This window comes from Pseudomonas sp. FGI182, assembly GCF_000511325.1.
Classification (GTDB): Bacteria; Pseudomonadota; Gammaproteobacteria; order Pseudomonadales; family Pseudomonadaceae; genus Aquipseudomonas; species Aquipseudomonas putida_Z.
In genome coordinates, this window is record NZ_CP007012.1 from 2,922,761 (window position 1) to 2,938,339 (window position 15,579).

Below are 15,579 nucleotides of genomic sequence, written 5' to 3' on the forward strand. Positions count from 1 at the left end.
CAATGCAAAATGATCCCCGAGCTGACCTGCCCCTGGCTGGCATTACCGTGGTCGAACTGGGTGATAGCGCTTCTGCTCCATTCGCCGGCCACATCCTCGCTGGTTTGGGTGCGCAGGTCTGGAAGGTGGAGCGCCCGGCCGGCGACTCTTCCCGCGGTTGGGGCCCCAGTCAATGGAAAGGCAGCGGCGCCGCGTTTCACGCCATCAACCGCGGCAAGCGCTCCATCTGCCTGGACATCAAGGATCCGGTGCAACTGGCCACGCTGCATGATCTCATCGAGGGCCATGCCGATGTCTTCCTGCATAACCTGCGCCCAGGCAGCGCCGAGCAGTACCACCTAGACTCCGAGAACCTGCGCCAGCGCAAGCCTGAACTGGTGGTGTGCGAAGTCGGTGCCTATGGGCATCTGGGCCCCTTGAGCAAACTGCCCGGGTACGACCCGTTGATGCAAGCGTTTTCCGGCATCATGACGCTCACCGGCGAGGACGGCCAGGCGCCTGTGCGCGCCGGTGTCTCCATCTGCGATTTCGGCACCGGCATGTGGGCCGTGATCGGTATCGCCGCAGCCCTTGTGCGTCGTGAGCGCAAGCAGATCGGCGCGACCGTCAACAGTTCGCTGCTGGAAACCGCGATCGCCTGGATGTCCATTGGCATCGCCAACTACGCTGCAGATGGCAACCCCGGTGGCCGACATGGTTCGGGCGTGGCCTTCATCGTGCCGCACCGTGCCTACGAGGCGGCAGACGGCCACGCCATCATCAGTGCGGCCAATGACACGCTGTTTGCCCGCCTCTGCGATGCCCTGGGTCATCCCGAATGGGCCACCGACCCCAGGTTCGCCACCAATGCTGGGCGCATCGCCAACCGCAACGCGATCGACGGGCTGATCGGCGAGCGCATGAAACAGCACACTCGCGATCACTGGCAGAAACACTTCGATGCCCTCGGTCTGCCCTGCGCGTCGGTGCAAACCACCGAAGAACTCTACGCTCATGAGCAAACCCGTGCCTTGGGTATCCTGGGCAGAACGAGCGAGGACGAGATCGAGTTGGTGGGCGTGCCCCTTTCGTTCGACCGTCAGCGTCCACCCGCCCTGGCCTCGGCCCCCGAAATCGGCCAGGACAACGCACGCCTCCACCAGTTGCTGCAAGATGCCTGATCAACGCGGGCACCCGTGCACCTTCATTCCTCATTGGATAGATTCATGAACAAGCAAGCTCAAGGCCCGTTGAAGGGTGTCAAGATCGTCGAAGTAGGTGGCATCGGCCCGGCCCCGTTCTGCTGCATGCTGCTGGCCGACCTGGGCGCGGAGGTAGTGCGCATCGACCGGCCTGCGGGCCATGATGGCGGCGCCCCTATCGATGCACGTTTCGACCTGCTCAATCGTAGCCGGCGCAGCGTGCAGATGAACCTCAAGCAGCCCGAGGCAGTGGCCGCGGTGCTGCGCATGGTGGAACAGGCCGACATGCTAGTCGAAGGCTTTCGCCCGGGTGTGATGGAGCGCCTGGGGCTGGGCCCCGAGGTCTGCCTGATTGCCAACCCCCGCCTGGTCTACGGCCGCATGACCGGCTGGGGCCAGGACGGCCCGCTGGCCCAGGCGCCGGGGCATGACGTCAACTACATCTCGCTGACCGGTGCCCTGCACGCCATGGGTCGCGCTGGCGAGGCGCCGGCGATTCCGCTGAACCTGGTGGGCGACTTCGGCGGTGGCTCGCTCTACCTTGCATTGGGTATCCTCAGTGCCCTGCTCGAAGCGCGCACCTCGGGCCAGGGCCAGGTGGTGGATGCGGCCATGGTTGATGGCGCCGCTTCGTTGATGACGTTGGTCTATGGCTTCCATGCCGCGGGGTACTGGAAGGATGAGCGCGGCACCAACCGGCTCGACTCCGGCGCCCCCTGGTACAACGTCTATGAAACACAAGACGGCAAGCACGTCAGCATCGCCGCCAACGAAGGGCGCTTCTACCGCGAAGCCCTGGGCGTGCTGGGCCTGAAGGAACAGGATCTGCCAGCGCAGCACGACCAGGCCGGCTGGCCGCTGATGAAGCAGCGCTTCGCCGAGGTATTCAAGACCCGTGCGCGTGATGAATGGACGGCGCTGGCCGCGGGTACCCAGGCCTGCATCGTGCCGGTCCTGTCACTGGCCGAAGCCCCGCAGCACACCCACGTACAGCAACGCGGCAGCTTCGTGGAAGTTGATGGTGTGCTCCAGCCGGCACCGGCACCACGCTTTAGCCGCACCCCCGGCGCTATCCAGAATCCACCACCACACCCCGGCCAGGATGCAGACGCAGTGCTGGCCGACTGGGGCTTCTCGGCGCAGGAGCAACAGTCCCTGCGCACGGCAGGCGCCGTGCTCTAGTCAAACCTACCTGGGCCGCCGTGCGGCCCTTCGCGGGTAAACCCGCTCCTGCAGGCCTGGTGTTACCCACGACATACGCCGCCACTGCAGGAGCGGGTTTAGCCGCGAGGGGCTGCAAACTCAACTGATTCGAGAACGTAACGCCATCGTTCCTGCTTCAGAGGTATGACGCCATACGCCTATCTGCATGGCGAAGGCGCGAACGACAACGCCGATCAAGCAACAGTCTCAGCCTTCTTACGCACTGGAATCCACCCTGGCGCCGCCTCCACAGCTCGCAACAGACCAGCGGGAATAGACAACACCGCGCGCTTTTCCAGATCCAGTTCCTGGCGAATTTGCGCACCGCAGCCCGACTGTGCCAATCCCACCCAGTCAGCGTTCATTACCAGCCCCTTGCCTACACCTGCAAGCGACAGCCCCAGATCAAGCGCGGCCTGGGCCTGCTTGGGTGTGCGCAGCATGCCTGCCGCAAGTATCGGCACGCGCTTGTCGACGTGAGCGATGACCTGCTCCACGGTGAGGCGGGAGTCCGCGCCGAGTGGGCGCGCGCCCAGAACGTCATTGAGCGAGACATGCAAATAGTCGATGCCTTCGGCAATCAGCCCATCCACCAGCGCGCAGATGTCCGGCACTCGATAGCCACCATCCTCGCGTTCCTCGGGTGAGATGCGGTAGCCCAATACAAACGGCCCCTTGGCGTGCGCGGCAATCACCCGCTTCGCCTCTCGCACCACAGCCAGCGCGAAGCGCATGCGATTTTCCGGTGAGCCACCCCATTCGTCATCGCGCAGGTTATACCGTGGCGAGAAGAAGTTCTGCAGCAAGAAACCATGCGCACCATGCAGCTCTATCCCATCGAACCCGGCTTCGATGGCCCGGCGGGTAGCTTCGCCGAAGGCATGCACCATCTCAAAAATCTCGTCACGTGATAAAGCTCGAGGGGTTACATCTCCCCGGTTGAAGGGACCAGCCAGTGCATTGACGGCGCTGGCACTCACCAGCTCACCTCCGGGTACCGCCTCCACCACCGCCTTGTTGCCCGCATGGAAGATTTGCAGGACCGCCGCAGCGCCGCCACTCTTGGCGGCCTCAGCCAGCCGTTGCAAGCTGGGAATAAAGCGGTCGTCGTAAGCGGCGAATTCGTCGGTGAAACCGATGCCGTTCTCCGTCACATGTGTGCACCCCGTGATGACCATGCCCACGCCCTGGGCGCGACGGCGGTAATAGTCCAGCTCCGCATCCGAGAGGGTGCCATCAGAGTTGGCAGACCAAGTGGTCATAGGCGCCATCACTACACGGTTGCGCAGCGTCAAGCCGCTATGGAAGGCGAAAGGTTGGAACAGGGTAGTGTGTTCAGAAGTCATTTAGAAACCTTGGCGCAACGCAGGCGCCTCAAAAGAAAGTCACAAGACCCAATTTGAAGCCAAAGCGACCGCATGCCAAGATTTCCAATCTACACAACAGTATTCAGTCTAGATTGACAATGAGGCGCAAGAACGCCGCTCAGCGCACCCGTTTCTTATTGGAAAGCGGCTGTCGCAGGGCTGCCATGCCCTCGCGCTTCTCGACCAGAAAGTCAATCAAGGCACGCACCTTGGCGGGCATTTGCGCGCGGGTCGGCGCATAGATGTAGAAACCCGCGAAGGGCTTGCACCATGGCTGCAGCACACGAACCAGTGCGCCCGATTCCAAATGTCGCTGCACGGCAATGTCGATGTGCTGGATAAGGCCCACGTTCTGCAATGCGGCTCGGATCATACCGTCATCGTCGTTCGTGATGACACTGCCCTGCGGCTCTACTGTGAAGGCGTGCCCGTCTTCTCCCGGCGCAGTGAACTCCCATGGCAGGATCGCCCCACCCGGGGTCCGAAACCGCAGGCAGTTGTGCTGCGCCAGATCGGCGGGGGTGGACGGATGCCCATGGCGCATGAAATAGGCGGGCGTGCCCACCACCGCCATCTCCAGCGCCGGCGTGATCGGCACGGCCACCATGTGCTCGGCCAGGCTCTCGCCCACGCGGATGCCCGCATCGCAGCCGTCGGCCACGATGTTGGCTAGCGCATCGTCGGCAACCAGCTCCAGTTGGAGTTTGGGGTAGCGGGAGCAGAATTCCTCCAGATGCGGCTCCAGCAGGGTTTTGGCCGCCACGCGGGAGGTATTCACCCGCACCAGGCCCGAAGGCTCATCACGTGCGTCATGCATGGTGCGCACTGTGCGCTCCACCGCAATCAGCGCCGGATACCACACGTCATAGAGCCGTTGGCCTTCCTCGGTCAGCGACATGTCCCGCGTCGTGCGGTACAGCAGCTTGACGTTCAGGCGCCGTTCCAGCGCCTTCACGTTCTGCGACAGATTGGCCCGCGAGACGCCCATTTCCGCCGCGGCCTTGGTGAAGCTACGGTGGTGGGCGACGTGCGCGAACCAGGCCAGGGAAGGAAGTAATGACGGATCCATGCGGCACTCATTGTAAATTTGAAAATACAACTGTAGTACAGATTGATGGCTATGACGAATCAATCATCCAGCCTAAAGTGGCTCCATCGCTGCTTGGCCGCACGCCATTTTGAAGAACGCGACCCGGCAATTTCCACTCAACGGCCTATCAACGGCTACAAGGAGTCCATCATGCAAAGCGTCAAGATCAAGACCACCTACTGGGACATCGCAGCAGACCTGCATTTTCCGCCTAACTTCGACGAGAAGAAGAAACACCCAGCGATCATCAGCGCCCACCCCATCGGCAGTTGCAAGGAGCAGACCGCTGGAAACGTTTATGGCAAGGCACTGGCAGAAGCCGGGTTTGTCGTCATCGCCTTCGACCGCAGCACGCAAGGCCAGAGCGGCGGCGAGCCCCGCTACACTGAAGACCCGGCCATGGCCGTGGAAGACTTCAGCCGGGTCATGGACTACCTGGTCACCTTGCCGTACGTGAATGCCGACCGCATTGGCGTGCTGGGCATCTGTGGCGGCGGTGGCTATGCCATCAATGCAACCATGATCGAGCGGCGCATCAAGGCCCTGGTCAGCATCACCGGTGTCAACTACGGCCGCCTGTGCCGCGAAGGCTTCAGCGGCTTCGACCCGATTGGCCAGATGGAAGCGGTGGCCCAGCAACGCACCGCCGAAGCCCGGGGCGAGGCGCTCAAGGTTGACCTGTTCGTTCCGCCCTCCATGGATGCGGTCGCCCAGGCGGGTATCACGGACATCGATGTTCTCGGTGCCACGGACTACTACCGCAACCGCTGCGTCAACGACAACGCCGGCACGCGCGGGCTGTTCTCGCGCCGCGCTGCCTCCGCCGGCTGGGATGCCTTCCATCTGGCCGAGACGCTGCTGACGACACCGATGATGGTGGTGGTCGGCGACAAGCCGGGCGGTTTCGGCGCCTATCGCGACGGGCTGGAGATTTACGCGCGCGCTGCGTCGAAGGTCAAGGAACTGGTCGTCGTCGAGGATACTTCGCACTACGACTTGTATGATCAGCCGGCCCCTGTCGGCCAAGCACTGGCCAAGCTGATCCCGTTCTATCAGCAAAACCTCTAAGCGAGAGCAGCAGGATGAAAACCATCTTTATCACCGGCGCCTCCACCGGCTTGGGCAAGGCCACCGCCCTTTTATTTCAACGCCGAGGCTGGAGAGTCATCGCCACGATGCGCGATGTCGAAAAAGGCGCCGATCTGGCAAAACTGGACAACGTATCCGTACTGCCACTGGATGTCACCGATCCGGCACAGATCGAAAAAGCCGTTGCCAGTGCGTTGGAGATCGGCCCGGTAGATGTCGTGTTCAACAATGCCGGCTATGGCCTGGGCGGTCCGCTGGAAAATCTGACGGACGCGCAAATCGTGCGCCTGTTCGATACGAACATGATGGGGACGATTCGGGTCACCAAGGCATTCATCCCTCATTTCAAGCAGCGCGGGCAAGGGCTATTCATCTCCACCACCTCGATGGCGGGATTGATGGCGGTTCCCTTCAACACGATCTACAACGCTTCAAAGTTCGCCATTGAGGGTTGGACGGAAGGCATGGTGCAGGAACTTGGGCTGTTTGGCATCGGGATCAAAACCGTTGCGCCCGGCATCATCCAATCGCAGTTTGGAGAGAACGCGATTTGGTCTGTCGCGGATGAGTACAAGCAAGCCTTTGAACGATCAATGGCGCATTTTGATTTCCAGAGTTACTTCTCCACTCCGGAAATGATTGCCGATGTCGTGTATGAGGCAGCCACGGATGGGAAAAATCAACTCCGATACATCGCCGGTGAAGATGTGAACCGGCATTTTGCCGAATATCAGAAGCTGGGCAGGCAGGTTTATGTCGATCAACTGGCAAGGACAATCGACAAGTGAACGACACGCCCATGAATGAAGGAGTGACTGAAATGACCAAAGTATTGATCCTGGGCGCCAGCGGCCAGATTGCCCGCCATGCCGTGCAGATGCTGGGCGAGCACCAGAATGTCAAGCAGACGCTGCTCGTGCGCGATCCCAAGAAGCTGACTAGTACCGAACCCGCAAATGCCACGATCGCGATCGGCGATGTGATGGACAACAAGCTGCTGCCCCAGCTCATGGAGGGGCAGGACGTGGTTTATGCCAACCTGGCGGGCGATGTGGACCAGCAGACCGCGCACATCCTGGCGGTGATGAAGGCCAAGGGCGTCAACCGTTTAATCTTCGTTAACTCGCTGGGCATCTACGACGAAGTGCCTGGCAAGTTTGGCGAATGGAACCGCAATGAGATTGGACAGTACCTGCCGCCGTACCGTGCATCCGCGGATCTGATCGAGGCCTCGGACACTGACTACACCATCCTGCGCGCCGCCTGGCTGCAGGACGAGGACGAAGTGAACTACGAGATCACCAGCCGCGATGAACCCTTCAAGGGCACCGAAGTATCGCGCAAGAGCGTGGCCGCACTGGTAACCAAGTTGGTGATGAACCCTGGCCTATTGGTGCGTGCCAACGTGGGCGTGAACAAGCCCAACACAGACGGCGACAAGCCCGCCTTCGTGTAAGCGAGCCGTTCTTCTCGACGCGATCGACCACTCGACTGCTTCGGCTCGGGCATTAGCTCGAGCCAGCAAATCGGGCCATCGGTGGATCTATTCATCAATGATCACTGCATGAGAAAGCCCATGTCCGTACTGCACTGGATTCTTAGCGCGCTGGCGCTCGCGCTGCTGTCGATGTTCGCCTACCTCTATGCTGTGACCTGGATCGAAAGCCGCCAGGCTCGGCAATTGGAAAGCAAGCACTCCAACGCATCGGTCACCGCGGACATCGCGCCCACCTCACGAACGGCGGTGGTGAATTTCTCGCGCTCGGGGAACACTGCATTGGTCGCGCGCCATGTAACCCAACGACTCAATGCGACACTGTTTCCTCTGGATGCGCCCGACTACCGGTTAGGTATGGGTGGCTTGGCGCATGCCGTCATGGACGCGAACACACGCAGATCGAAGCCCGAGGTACTGCCGGACATCACCCCGCGCACCATCGACCTGAAACCGTTCGATACGGTCTGGCTTGGCTCGCCCGTTTGGCTCTATAGCCCCGCACCGCCGATCTGGGCGTTTGTCGAGCACAACCGCTTCGACGGCCAACGCGTGGTGCTTTTCAACACCTTCAACAGCCACATCGGTGATGACTACATCGTCAAGCTTAAGGCAAAGGTGATGGAGCGTGGTGCCCGGTCTTTCGAGCATAAGCGTGTGCTGCGCGGGCGCATGACGCAGCAACTCACGCCCGAGCAGATGCTGCAGGCCATTGATGAGCAATGGTTTGGCCCGCAAGCCGGGTCTTGAGTGCACTCACTACAACCTTGTCCAGGACGAGCGGGGTTCGGCCAATGCACTGGCAATCGGGCGCCGCTCGTGCGGCGCTCGATTGCAATCCCCGGTTCCGCGAAGAACTGTAAATCTTCGGGACAACGATTTGGGCGTTGCAGGAAGCGGTCAGGCTTCCTGGCAGTTCTTGCCCGCTGCGTCTGCCGTTTCAAACCTGGAAACCGGGTTAGGAATACAGGACACGACTACCGCCGCAATCACTGCTGGCAACGCGAAGGCATAGAAATTCCATTGATGGTCAAGGTTGGCGCCCACGATCCAGCCACCGATCATCGGTCCCAGGATCGCCCCCGCTCGCCCGATGCCCAATACGGCCCCCACCGCCGCACCGCGACATGAGGTCGGGAAATAGGCCCCGAGGAACCCATACAGCAAGGTGGTCGAGCCGATGGTGCCAAGGCCTGCGCCAAACACCGCGCACATCAGCCAGAACGCATCGAGCTTCTGGCTCAACGCCAATAGCGATAGCGCGCCAATCAGGTAGTACGGCACCACGACTTTCTTCGAGCCGACGCGGTCGGCGAACATGGCGCCAGCCAGGTTGCCGACGACCGCACCCAGTTGCAGCACCAGCAGAAACTGCAACGACGACCCAAGTGCATAGCCCGCAGCACGCATCAGGTGCGGCAACCAGGTATTGAGCCCGTAAATGATCAGTTGGGTGCAGAACATCCCGCAGATGAACAGCACGGCAACACCACGAAAGCCGCTGGAAAATAGCAACCTGTAGCCAATTTTTCCCTCAGAGGCGGGTTGTACCTTGCGCTGGAAAGCCTGCTCCTGCAGCACCTGGTCGAAATCCATCCCGTAACGGTGTGCCAGCTCTTTCGCCTCATCGAGACGACCTCGGCCAACCAGGAAGTTCACCGACTCAGGCAGCAAGAAGTACATCACCGGCAGAATCACGATGTACAAACCACCCAAGGCATACAACGTGCGCCAACTGTGCTCCGGTAACAGGGCGAGTGCGGCCAGCGCCGAAACGATGCCGCCCACCGCGTAACCGCTCAGCATGATGCCGTTGTACAACTGGCGCCTTTGCCGTGGGGCGTATTCGATCGTCAAGGCCACCGCGCACGGCACCACACCGCCAAGGCCAATGCCACACAAAAAACGGAAGACGCCCAGCATCTGCGGCGACTGCGCGGTAGCGCACAAGGCCGAGCCCACCGAGAACCAGAGCACACCAATCATGAGCAGGTTGCGACGGCCGAGCCGGTCGGTCAGCCACCCCGTCAAGAGAAAGCCCATCATCAGACCGGCCAGCGTCCAGCCTCCGATCATCCCTGCTACCGCCGGTGTCATGTTCCAGCCGGGTTCTTCCATCAGGCTAGGGACAGTCGCCCCGTAAATGATCAGGTCGTAGCCGTCCGCCACGATCGTCAGAAAACACAAGATGACCACGAACAGCCCACTACGGGGTGAAGCCTTTTCTTGCCTCATTGCGCTTGCCTCCGGCCAGGCACGGCCGACCTTGACCGCACAGGACAAGGAGGACCGGGCCCGACATTTCAGGTAATTGTTTTTGTTGTTCGATGGGTATCGACCAGAGGATCGGCCCATCCACGTGGCAAACCGTTCTTCGTGAATCGCGACAGGTGCTCGGCCTATCGCTCCACGCGCTCGAAGATAGCGGCCAAGCCCTGGCCACCGCCGATACACATGGTCTCCAGGGCATAACGCCCCTGGCGACGCTGCAACTCATGCAACACCGAGGTCATGATGCGCATGCCCGTGGCGCCCACCGGATGGCCCAGGGAGATGCCCGAACCGTTTACGTTAAGTCGGTCTGGGTCGTTCCAGCCCCAGCCCTTGAGCACCGCCAGTACCTGGCAGGCAAAGGCCTCGTTGACCTCCACCAAGTCCATCTGCTCGAAGCCAAGGCCGGTGCGGGCGAACAGCTTGTTCACCGCCGGCACCGGGCCGATGCCCATGGTCGCCGGCTCGCAGCCGGCCGCCGCCCAGCTGTGCAGGTAGCCGATCGGCTCCAGGCCCAGCTCGTCCAGCTTATCCTCGGCCACCACCAGGCAGGCTGCCGCGGCATCGTTCTGCTGTGAGGCGTTGCCGGCGGTGACCGTGCCGCCCTTGCTCAGGGTGCGCAGGCCGGCCAGTTTTTCCAGCGTGGTGTCGCCACGGACACCTTCATCTCGGGTCACCAAAAGCGGCTCGCCACGCTTCTGCGGCACACTGATCGGTACGATCTCGTCATCGAAGCGCCCGGCCTCCCAGGCTGCAGCGGCGCGCTGTTGGCTGCGCGCGGCAAAGGCATCAGAGGCTTCACGGCCGATACCGTATTCGCGGGCCAGGTTCTCGGCGGTCTCGATCATCCCCGAGATACGGCCGAAGCGGTGCTCCGGCTGCGAGCGCTCACGGCCCCGGTCCAGGCGGTCGTGCAGAGTCACGGACCCGGCCTTGGAGCCCCAGCGCATGTCGGTGCTGTAGTACTCGATGTTGCTCATGCTCTCCACGCCACCGGCCAGCACCACGTCGGCAGCGCCGGTCTGCACCATCATCGCCGCACTGACCAGAGCCTGCAGGCCGCCGCCGCAACGGCGGTCCAGTTGCATGCCCGGCACGCTCACCGGCAGCCCCGCCTCCAGGGCGATCCAGCGGCCCACGCAGGGGGTTTCGGAGTTGGCATAGGACTGGGCGAACACCACATCATCGATACGCTCAGGGTCCAGTTTGGTTTGCGCCAGGATGGCCCTGACCACCTCGGCACCCAGGCGCTCCACCGGTATGCCGCGCAGGCTGCCGCCGAATGCCCCTACCGGGGTTCGGCGCGGTGCCACGATCGCTGCTCTTCTCATCGTCGTCTCTCCTCAGAGCGCGTCTTGCAATTGCGGGACCAACTCGAACAGGTCGCCCACCAAGCCATAGTCGGCCACCTGGAAGATCGGTGCTTCTTCGTCCTTGTTGATCGCCACGATCACCTTGGAATCTTTCATGCCCGCCAGGTGCTGGATGGCGCCGGAGATACCGACCGCTATGTACAACTGCGGGGCGACGATCTTGCCGGTCTGACCGACCTGCATGTCGTTAGGGGCATAACCGGCATCGACCGCGGCGCGCGAGGCGCCCACTGCTGCCCCTAGTTTGTCCGCCAGGTTGTACAGCAGACTGAAGTTGTCGCCGCTTTGCATGCCGCGGCCACCGGACACCACGATCTTGGCGCCTGTCAACTCTGGGCGATCCGACTTGGCCAGTTGCTCGCCCACGAATCGGGACCGGCCTTGCTGGAATGTGGCGTCAATCACTTCGATGATTGCGTTGCCGCCTTCGGCTGACACTGGGTCGAAGCCGGTGGCGCGTACGCTGATCACCTTGACTGCAGCAGAGGACTGCACGGTGGCGATGGCGTTGCCAGCATAAATTGGCCGCTTGAAAGTATCCGGACTGACCACCTCGATGATCTCGGAGATCTGGTCCACATCGAGCAAGGCAGCAACCCGTGGCAGGTAGTTCTTGCCATTGGTGGTGGCCGGCGCCAGCACATGGCTGAAGCCTTTACCCAGCGACGCCACCAACGGCGCCACATTCTCTGCCAGCAGATTTGCATAGGCCGTGTTATCGGCGACCAACACTTTGGTGACCCCATCGATGCGCGCCGCCGTCTGAGCGACTTGGTCGACCTGTTGACCCGCCACCAGAACGGCAATGCTGTCGTCGATTTTCCGGGCTGCGGCCACGGTGTTCAATGTAGCGGCGCCCAGGACGCCATTGCTGTGTTCAGCGATTACCAGGACAGCCATCAGATCACCTTCGCTTCGTTCTTCAGTTTTTCGATCAATTCGGCCACGGTTTTCACCTTGATACCGGCGCTGCGCACTGCGGGGGCCTCGACTTTCAGAGTTTTGATCGTCGAAGTCGTAGCGACGCCGAGTGCCGATGGAGTCAGCGTCTCGAGGGGTTTCTTCTTGGCTTTCATGATGTTCGGCAGCGATGCATAACGCGGCTCGTTAAGGCGCAGGTCGGTGGTGACGATCGCTGGCAGGCTGAGCTCAAGGGATTGCAAACCGCCGTCGATTTCACGCGTGACATTCAGCTTGTCACCCACCACTTCGACCTTGGAGGCGAAGGTGCCTTGGGCATAACCGCTCAGCGCGGCCAGCATCTGGCCAGTCTGGTTGTTGTCGCTATCGATGGCCTGCTTGCCAAGAATCACCAACCGCGGCTGTTCCTTGTCGACCACAGCCTTGAGGGCCTTGGCGATCGTCAGCGAGCTCAAATCATCAGTCGCCTCGACCAGAATGGCGCGATCGGCTCCAAGAGCCAGGGCGGTGCGCAGTTGTTCCTGCGCCGCGTTCGACCCTACTGTCACCACCACCACTTCTGTTGCGATGCCCTGTTCCTTCAGCCTTACCGCCTCTTCCACAGCAATTTCGCAGAAGGGGTTCAGGGCCATTTTCACGCTGGTCAGTTCAACGCCAGACTGGTCTGCCTTGACGCGGACCTTGACGTTGAAATCGACCACGCGCTTGACTGCAACGAGGACTTTCATGCTTGGGATTCTCCAACAGGGCTGGAACGGGAAAGGATTCGACGGGCGCGTTCGAGCAGAGGGCGATCAACCATCGCACCGTCGACTTGAACGGCGCCGCCATTTTCGGCGGCCTCAAGCACTCGACATGCCCAGTTGATTGCCTGGGCATTCGGTAGAAAGGCTTCCAGAATCGGTGCTACTTGCCGGGGGTGGATTGCCAACTTGCCGCCAAAACCCAAGTCGGCAGCGATCTGAGCTTCCTGGTGGACCAACGCAGGATCGTCAAAACCAGGAGTGACTCCATCAATCGGCGAAGGCAAACCAGCAAGGCAAGATTTCAGCAGCAATGCACCACGGAAATACGCCAATGCTTCACGGCTTGGCTGGCAACCCAGATCGAGGGCCAGGTCTAGTGAACCGAAGGCCGCTTGCACAACGCCAGGCTCAAGCATCAGCCAAGTCAGGTGTTCATAGGCTGCGGCAGTTTCTACAAGCGCAATTACCGGCACCTGACGACCAAACAACGCATGCACCAGACGGATATCTGCTGGGGTTTCAGCCTTGGCCAACATCAGTGCATCGAAATGTGTGTCGCGAAGCGCGGCCACGTCGGCCTTAAAATGTGCGCTGGCTGTTGCGTTGATCCGGATGATGACCGGTACATTGTCAATGCCATGGTTGGCTACAGCCTCTCGAGCCTGTTCTCGGGACTGTGGCGCGACGGCATCTTCCAGGTCCAGGATCACTGCATCAGCGCCGCTGTTAGCCGCCTTTGCAAAACGTTCAGGACGGTCGCCCGGGACGAACAATGGGGCTATCGGGGCTCTGTATTCACTCAACATGATGCGCTTGCCTCCATATTCAGGTTGCCATCAGCATCTTGGGTCCAGGCCTGCAGGCTATCGCCCTGCTCTTTCCAGGACACCGCCGCGCGGAATACCTTCCCGGCGATCAGCGGTACCTGCCCGCGATAGGCAAAGCGGGCAGGCACTCGGCCTGCGTGCCGGGCTGCCAGGTTGAACAACAGGCTGGCCTGCAATGGCCCGTGCACCACCAAGCCCTGATAGCCCTCCACGTCGGTGGCGTAGGGCAAGTCGTAATGGATGCGGTGGGCATTGAAAGTCAGTGCCGAGTAGCGCATCAGCAAAGTTGGCGGGGTCTCGACCCAGTGCTCCAGTTCGCCCACGCGCTCTGGTCCGCCCGCAGGCGTGGCGCCCGGCTCGGCCGGCGCACGGTAGACGATGTCCTGCCGCTCGCGGATGGCCAGCACGCCTTCGCAGGACAATTCATGCTCGACGGTGACGAAGCACAGTTTGCCGCTGCGGCCCTCCTTGAAACGGATGTCGCGAATGGTCGACAGCCGCTGGATCGGCTTGCCGATTGGCAATGGCGCCAAGGTTTCCACCTCGCCACCGGCCCACATACGCCGTGGCAGCAATACAGGGGGCAGGAAGCCACCACGGCGTGGATGACCATCTTCACCCAGCTCCGCCATGCTCGCTGTTGCCGGGCTCGGCGCCAGGCACCAGTGCAAGCCTGGCGGTGCAGCGCCCTCTGACTCCCACAAGTGCGGTGCCAACGTGGCCTGATAGGCGTCGAACATCTGCGGCGTGATGATCGCCTCGCAGCGCTCCTGACGCCCCAGCCAGTCCTGGAGTTGGCCCAGATCGTTATCGCTCATGATCATGGCCTCAATAGGAACGCGGCATGCCCAGCAAGTGCTCGGCGACGTAGCTGAGAATAAGGTTGGTAGAGATCGGCGCCACCTGATAGAGGCGGGTTTCGCGGAACTTGCGCTCCACGTCGTATTCGTTGGCGAAACCAAAACCACCATGGGTTTGCAGGCAGGCGTTGGCGGCTTCCCAGCTGGCCTTGGCCGCCAGGTACTTGGCCATGTTGGCGGCGGCGCCGGCATTGCGGCCGCTGTCATACTCTTCGCAGGCACGCCAACGCATCAGGTCGGCCGCCTCGATTTCGATATGGGCCTCCGCAATCGGGAACTGCACGCCCTGGTTTTGCCCGATAGGGCGACCGAACACCACACGGTCGCGAGCATACTGGCTGGCCTTCTCGACGAACCAGCGACCGTCACCGATGCATTCGGCGGCGATCAACGTGCGCTCGGCATTCAAGCCGTCGAGGATGTAGCGGAAGCCCTTGCCCTCTTCGCCAATCAGGCTGCTGGCAGGTATCTCCAGGTTGTCGAAGAACAGCTCGTTGGTTTCATGATTGACCAGGTTGGCAATGGGCTGCACGGTCAAGCCATTGCCAATGGCCTCACGCAGGTCGACCAAGAAGATCGACATGCCATCGACCTTCTTCTTGACCTCCGCCAATGGCGTGGTGCGGGCCAGCAAGATCATCAGGTCCGAATGCTGCACCCGGGAGATCCACACCTTCTGCCCATTGATGACGTACTTGTCGCCCTGCCGCACGGCGGTGGTCTTGATCTTGGTGGTGTCGGTACCAGTGGTTGGCTCGGTCACGCCCATCGATTGCAAACGCAGTTCGCCGCTGGCCAGCTTGGGCAGGTAATAGCGCTTCTGCTCCTCGCTGCCGTTACGCAGCAGGGTGAACATGTTGTACATCTGGCCATGGATGGTGCCGGAGTTGCCACCGCAGTGGTTGACCTCCTCCAGAATCACCGACGCTTCGGCCAAGCCCAAGCCCGAGCCGCCGTATTCCTCCGGGATCATCGCGGACAACCAGCCCGCCTCGGTCATGGCCTTGACGAACGCCTCCGGGAAACCTTTTTCCTCGTCGATCTTGCGCCAGTACTCGGTTGGGTATTCCGCGCACAGGGCACGAACACCCTCTCGAATGTCCTGGTAGCGCTCTTGGGCGTGTGTGGCATTCATAAAACTCGACCTCATGAAATT

Annotated in this window: 15 protein-coding genes; 6 read left to right on the forward strand and 9 right to left on the reverse strand. The window is 61.4% G+C overall.

From position 1 onward, the window contains the following. Positions 1-2 precede the first annotated feature (2 nt). Both C163_RS12870 and C163_RS12875 read left to right on the forward strand, forming a co-directional pair. On the forward strand, positions 3-1,160 hold the full coding sequence (locus tag C163_RS12870) for a CaiB/BaiF CoA-transferase family protein (protein WP_025339145.1): 1,158 nt from the start codon (positions 3-5) through the stop codon (positions 1,158-1,160). 45 nt (positions 1,161-1,205) lie between these two features. Continuing rightward, on the forward strand, positions 1,206-2,363 hold the full coding sequence (locus C163_RS12875; RefSeq protein WP_025339146.1) for a CaiB/BaiF CoA-transferase family protein: 1,158 nt from the start codon (positions 1,206-1,208) through the stop codon (positions 2,361-2,363). A gap of 215 nt (positions 2,364-2,578) precedes the next feature. Here C163_RS12875 and C163_RS12880 read toward each other — a convergent pair whose 3' ends face one another. Together C163_RS12880 and C163_RS12885 are read right to left on the reverse strand one after the other, a co-directional pair. Beyond that, on the reverse strand, positions 2,579-3,730 hold the full coding sequence (locus C163_RS12880) for an NADH-dependent flavin oxidoreductase (protein WP_025339147.1): 1,152 nt from the start codon (positions 3,728-3,730) through the stop codon (positions 2,579-2,581). 139 nt (positions 3,731-3,869) lie between these two features. Then, positions 3,870-4,820, reverse strand: coding sequence for a LysR family transcriptional regulator (locus C163_RS12885; protein WP_025339148.1), 951 nt, complete (start codon positions 4,818-4,820; stop codon positions 3,870-3,872). A gap of 171 nt (positions 4,821-4,991) precedes the next feature. Between C163_RS12885 and C163_RS12890 the strand changes: the two genes are divergently transcribed. The 4 genes from C163_RS12890 (at position 4,992) to C163_RS12905 (ending at position 8,175) form a co-directional block, all read left to right on the forward strand. Then, positions 4,992-5,909, forward strand: a complete 918-nt coding sequence (locus C163_RS12890) for an alpha/beta hydrolase (RefSeq protein WP_025339149.1) — start codon at positions 4,992-4,994, stop codon at positions 5,907-5,909. A 14-nt stretch (positions 5,910-5,923) separates the two neighbouring features. Further along, the gene (locus C163_RS12895) at positions 5,924-6,718 is read left to right on the forward strand and encodes an SDR family oxidoreductase (protein WP_025339150.1); all 795 of its coding nucleotides are present in this window, start codon (positions 5,924-5,926) and stop codon (positions 6,716-6,718) included. A gap of 32 nt (positions 6,719-6,750) precedes the next feature. Beyond that, a complete protein-coding gene (locus C163_RS12900) occupies positions 6,751-7,386 on the forward strand; it encodes an SDR family oxidoreductase (protein WP_025339151.1) in 636 nt (211 codons plus the stop codon). 120 nt (positions 7,387-7,506) lie between these two features. Further along, positions 7,507-8,175, forward strand: coding sequence for a flavodoxin (locus tag C163_RS12905; protein ID WP_155951621.1), 669 nt, complete (start codon positions 7,507-7,509; stop codon positions 8,173-8,175). A gap of 150 nt (positions 8,176-8,325) precedes the next feature. On the opposite strand, the gene C163_RS12910 is transcribed toward C163_RS12905, so the two are convergent. From C163_RS12910 to C163_RS12940, 7 genes are all read right to left on the reverse strand, one after another. Continuing rightward, the gene (locus tag C163_RS12910; protein WP_025339153.1) at positions 8,326-9,660 is read right to left on the reverse strand and encodes an aromatic acid/H+ symport family MFS transporter; all 1,335 of its coding nucleotides are present in this window, start codon (positions 9,658-9,660) and stop codon (positions 8,326-8,328) included. A 164-nt stretch (positions 9,661-9,824) separates the two neighbouring features. After that, positions 9,825-11,027 (reverse strand): acetyl-CoA C-acetyltransferase, encoded by a 1,203-nt coding sequence (locus C163_RS12915; RefSeq protein WP_025339154.1) that lies wholly within the window; start codon positions 11,025-11,027, stop codon positions 9,825-9,827. Positions 11,028-11,039: 12 nt separating this feature from the next. Then, positions 11,040-11,969, reverse strand: coding sequence for an electron transfer flavoprotein subunit alpha/FixB family protein (locus tag C163_RS12920; RefSeq protein ID WP_025339155.1), 930 nt, complete (start codon positions 11,967-11,969; stop codon positions 11,040-11,042). Further along, a complete protein-coding gene (locus C163_RS12925) occupies positions 11,969-12,718 on the reverse strand; it encodes an electron transfer flavoprotein subunit beta/FixA family protein (RefSeq protein WP_025339156.1) in 750 nt (249 codons plus the stop codon). Before C163_RS12925 ends, C163_RS12920 begins: the two co-directional genes overlap by 1 nt. Continuing rightward, positions 12,715-13,542: a CoA ester lyase gene (locus C163_RS12930; RefSeq protein WP_038408129.1), complete on the reverse strand. Its 828-nt coding sequence runs from the start codon at positions 13,540-13,542 to the stop codon at positions 12,715-12,717. Before C163_RS12930 ends, C163_RS12925 begins: the two co-directional genes overlap by 4 nt. Next, positions 13,536-14,381, reverse strand: a complete 846-nt coding sequence (locus C163_RS12935; RefSeq protein WP_025339158.1) for a MaoC family dehydratase N-terminal domain-containing protein — start codon at positions 14,379-14,381, stop codon at positions 13,536-13,538. The genes C163_RS12930 and C163_RS12935 overlap by 7 nt, the downstream gene beginning before the upstream one ends. 10 nt (positions 14,382-14,391) lie before the next feature. Beyond that, entirely contained in the window at positions 14,392-15,558 is a 1,167-nt protein-coding gene (locus C163_RS12940; RefSeq protein ID WP_025339159.1) for an acyl-CoA dehydrogenase family protein, read from the reverse strand. Positions 15,559-15,579: the final 21 nt, after the last annotated feature.

Excerpts from the sequence above, each read along its gene's own strand:
- C163_RS12930 (WP_038408129.1), bottom strand. The coding sequence starts at position 13,542 with ATGTTGAGTGAATACAGAGCCCCGATAGCCCCATTGTTCGTCCCGGGC.
- C163_RS12895 (WP_025339150.1), top strand. The coding sequence starts at position 5,924 with ATGAAAACCATCTTTATCACCGGCGCCTCCACCGGCTTGGGCAAGGCC.
- C163_RS12870 (WP_025339145.1), top strand. The coding sequence starts at position 3 with ATGCAAAATGATCCCCGAGCTGACCTGCCCCTGGCTGGCATTACCGTG.
- C163_RS12880 (WP_025339147.1), bottom strand. The coding sequence starts at position 3,730 with ATGACTTCTGAACACACTACCCTGTTCCAACCTTTCGCCTTCCATAGC.
- C163_RS12925 (WP_025339156.1), bottom strand. The coding sequence starts at position 12,718 with ATGAAAGTCCTCGTTGCAGTCAAGCGCGTGGTCGATTTCAACGTCAAG.
- C163_RS12910 (WP_025339153.1), bottom strand. The coding sequence starts at position 9,660 with ATGAGGCAAGAAAAGGCTTCACCCCGTAGTGGGCTGTTCGTGGTCATC.
- C163_RS12920 (WP_025339155.1), bottom strand. The coding sequence starts at position 11,969 with ATGGCTGTCCTGGTAATCGCTGAACACAGCAATGGCGTCCTGGGCGCC.
- C163_RS12890 (WP_025339149.1), top strand. The coding sequence starts at position 4,992 with ATGCAAAGCGTCAAGATCAAGACCACCTACTGGGACATCGCAGCAGAC.
- C163_RS12900 (WP_025339151.1), top strand. The coding sequence starts at position 6,751 with ATGACCAAAGTATTGATCCTGGGCGCCAGCGGCCAGATTGCCCGCCAT.
- C163_RS12905 (WP_155951621.1), top strand. The coding sequence starts at position 7,507 with ATGTCCGTACTGCACTGGATTCTTAGCGCGCTGGCGCTCGCGCTGCTG.
- C163_RS12885 (WP_025339148.1), bottom strand. The coding sequence starts at position 4,820 with ATGGATCCGTCATTACTTCCTTCCCTGGCCTGGTTCGCGCACGTCGCC.
- C163_RS12940 (WP_025339159.1), bottom strand. The coding sequence starts at position 15,558 with ATGAATGCCACACACGCCCAAGAGCGCTACCAGGACATTCGAGAGGGT.
- C163_RS12875 (WP_025339146.1), top strand. The coding sequence starts at position 1,206 with ATGAACAAGCAAGCTCAAGGCCCGTTGAAGGGTGTCAAGATCGTCGAA.
- C163_RS12935 (WP_025339158.1), bottom strand. The coding sequence starts at position 14,381 with ATGAGCGATAACGATCTGGGCCAACTCCAGGACTGGCTGGGGCGTCAG.
- C163_RS12915 (WP_025339154.1), bottom strand. The coding sequence starts at position 11,027 with ATGAGAAGAGCAGCGATCGTGGCACCGCGCCGAACCCCGGTAGGGGCA.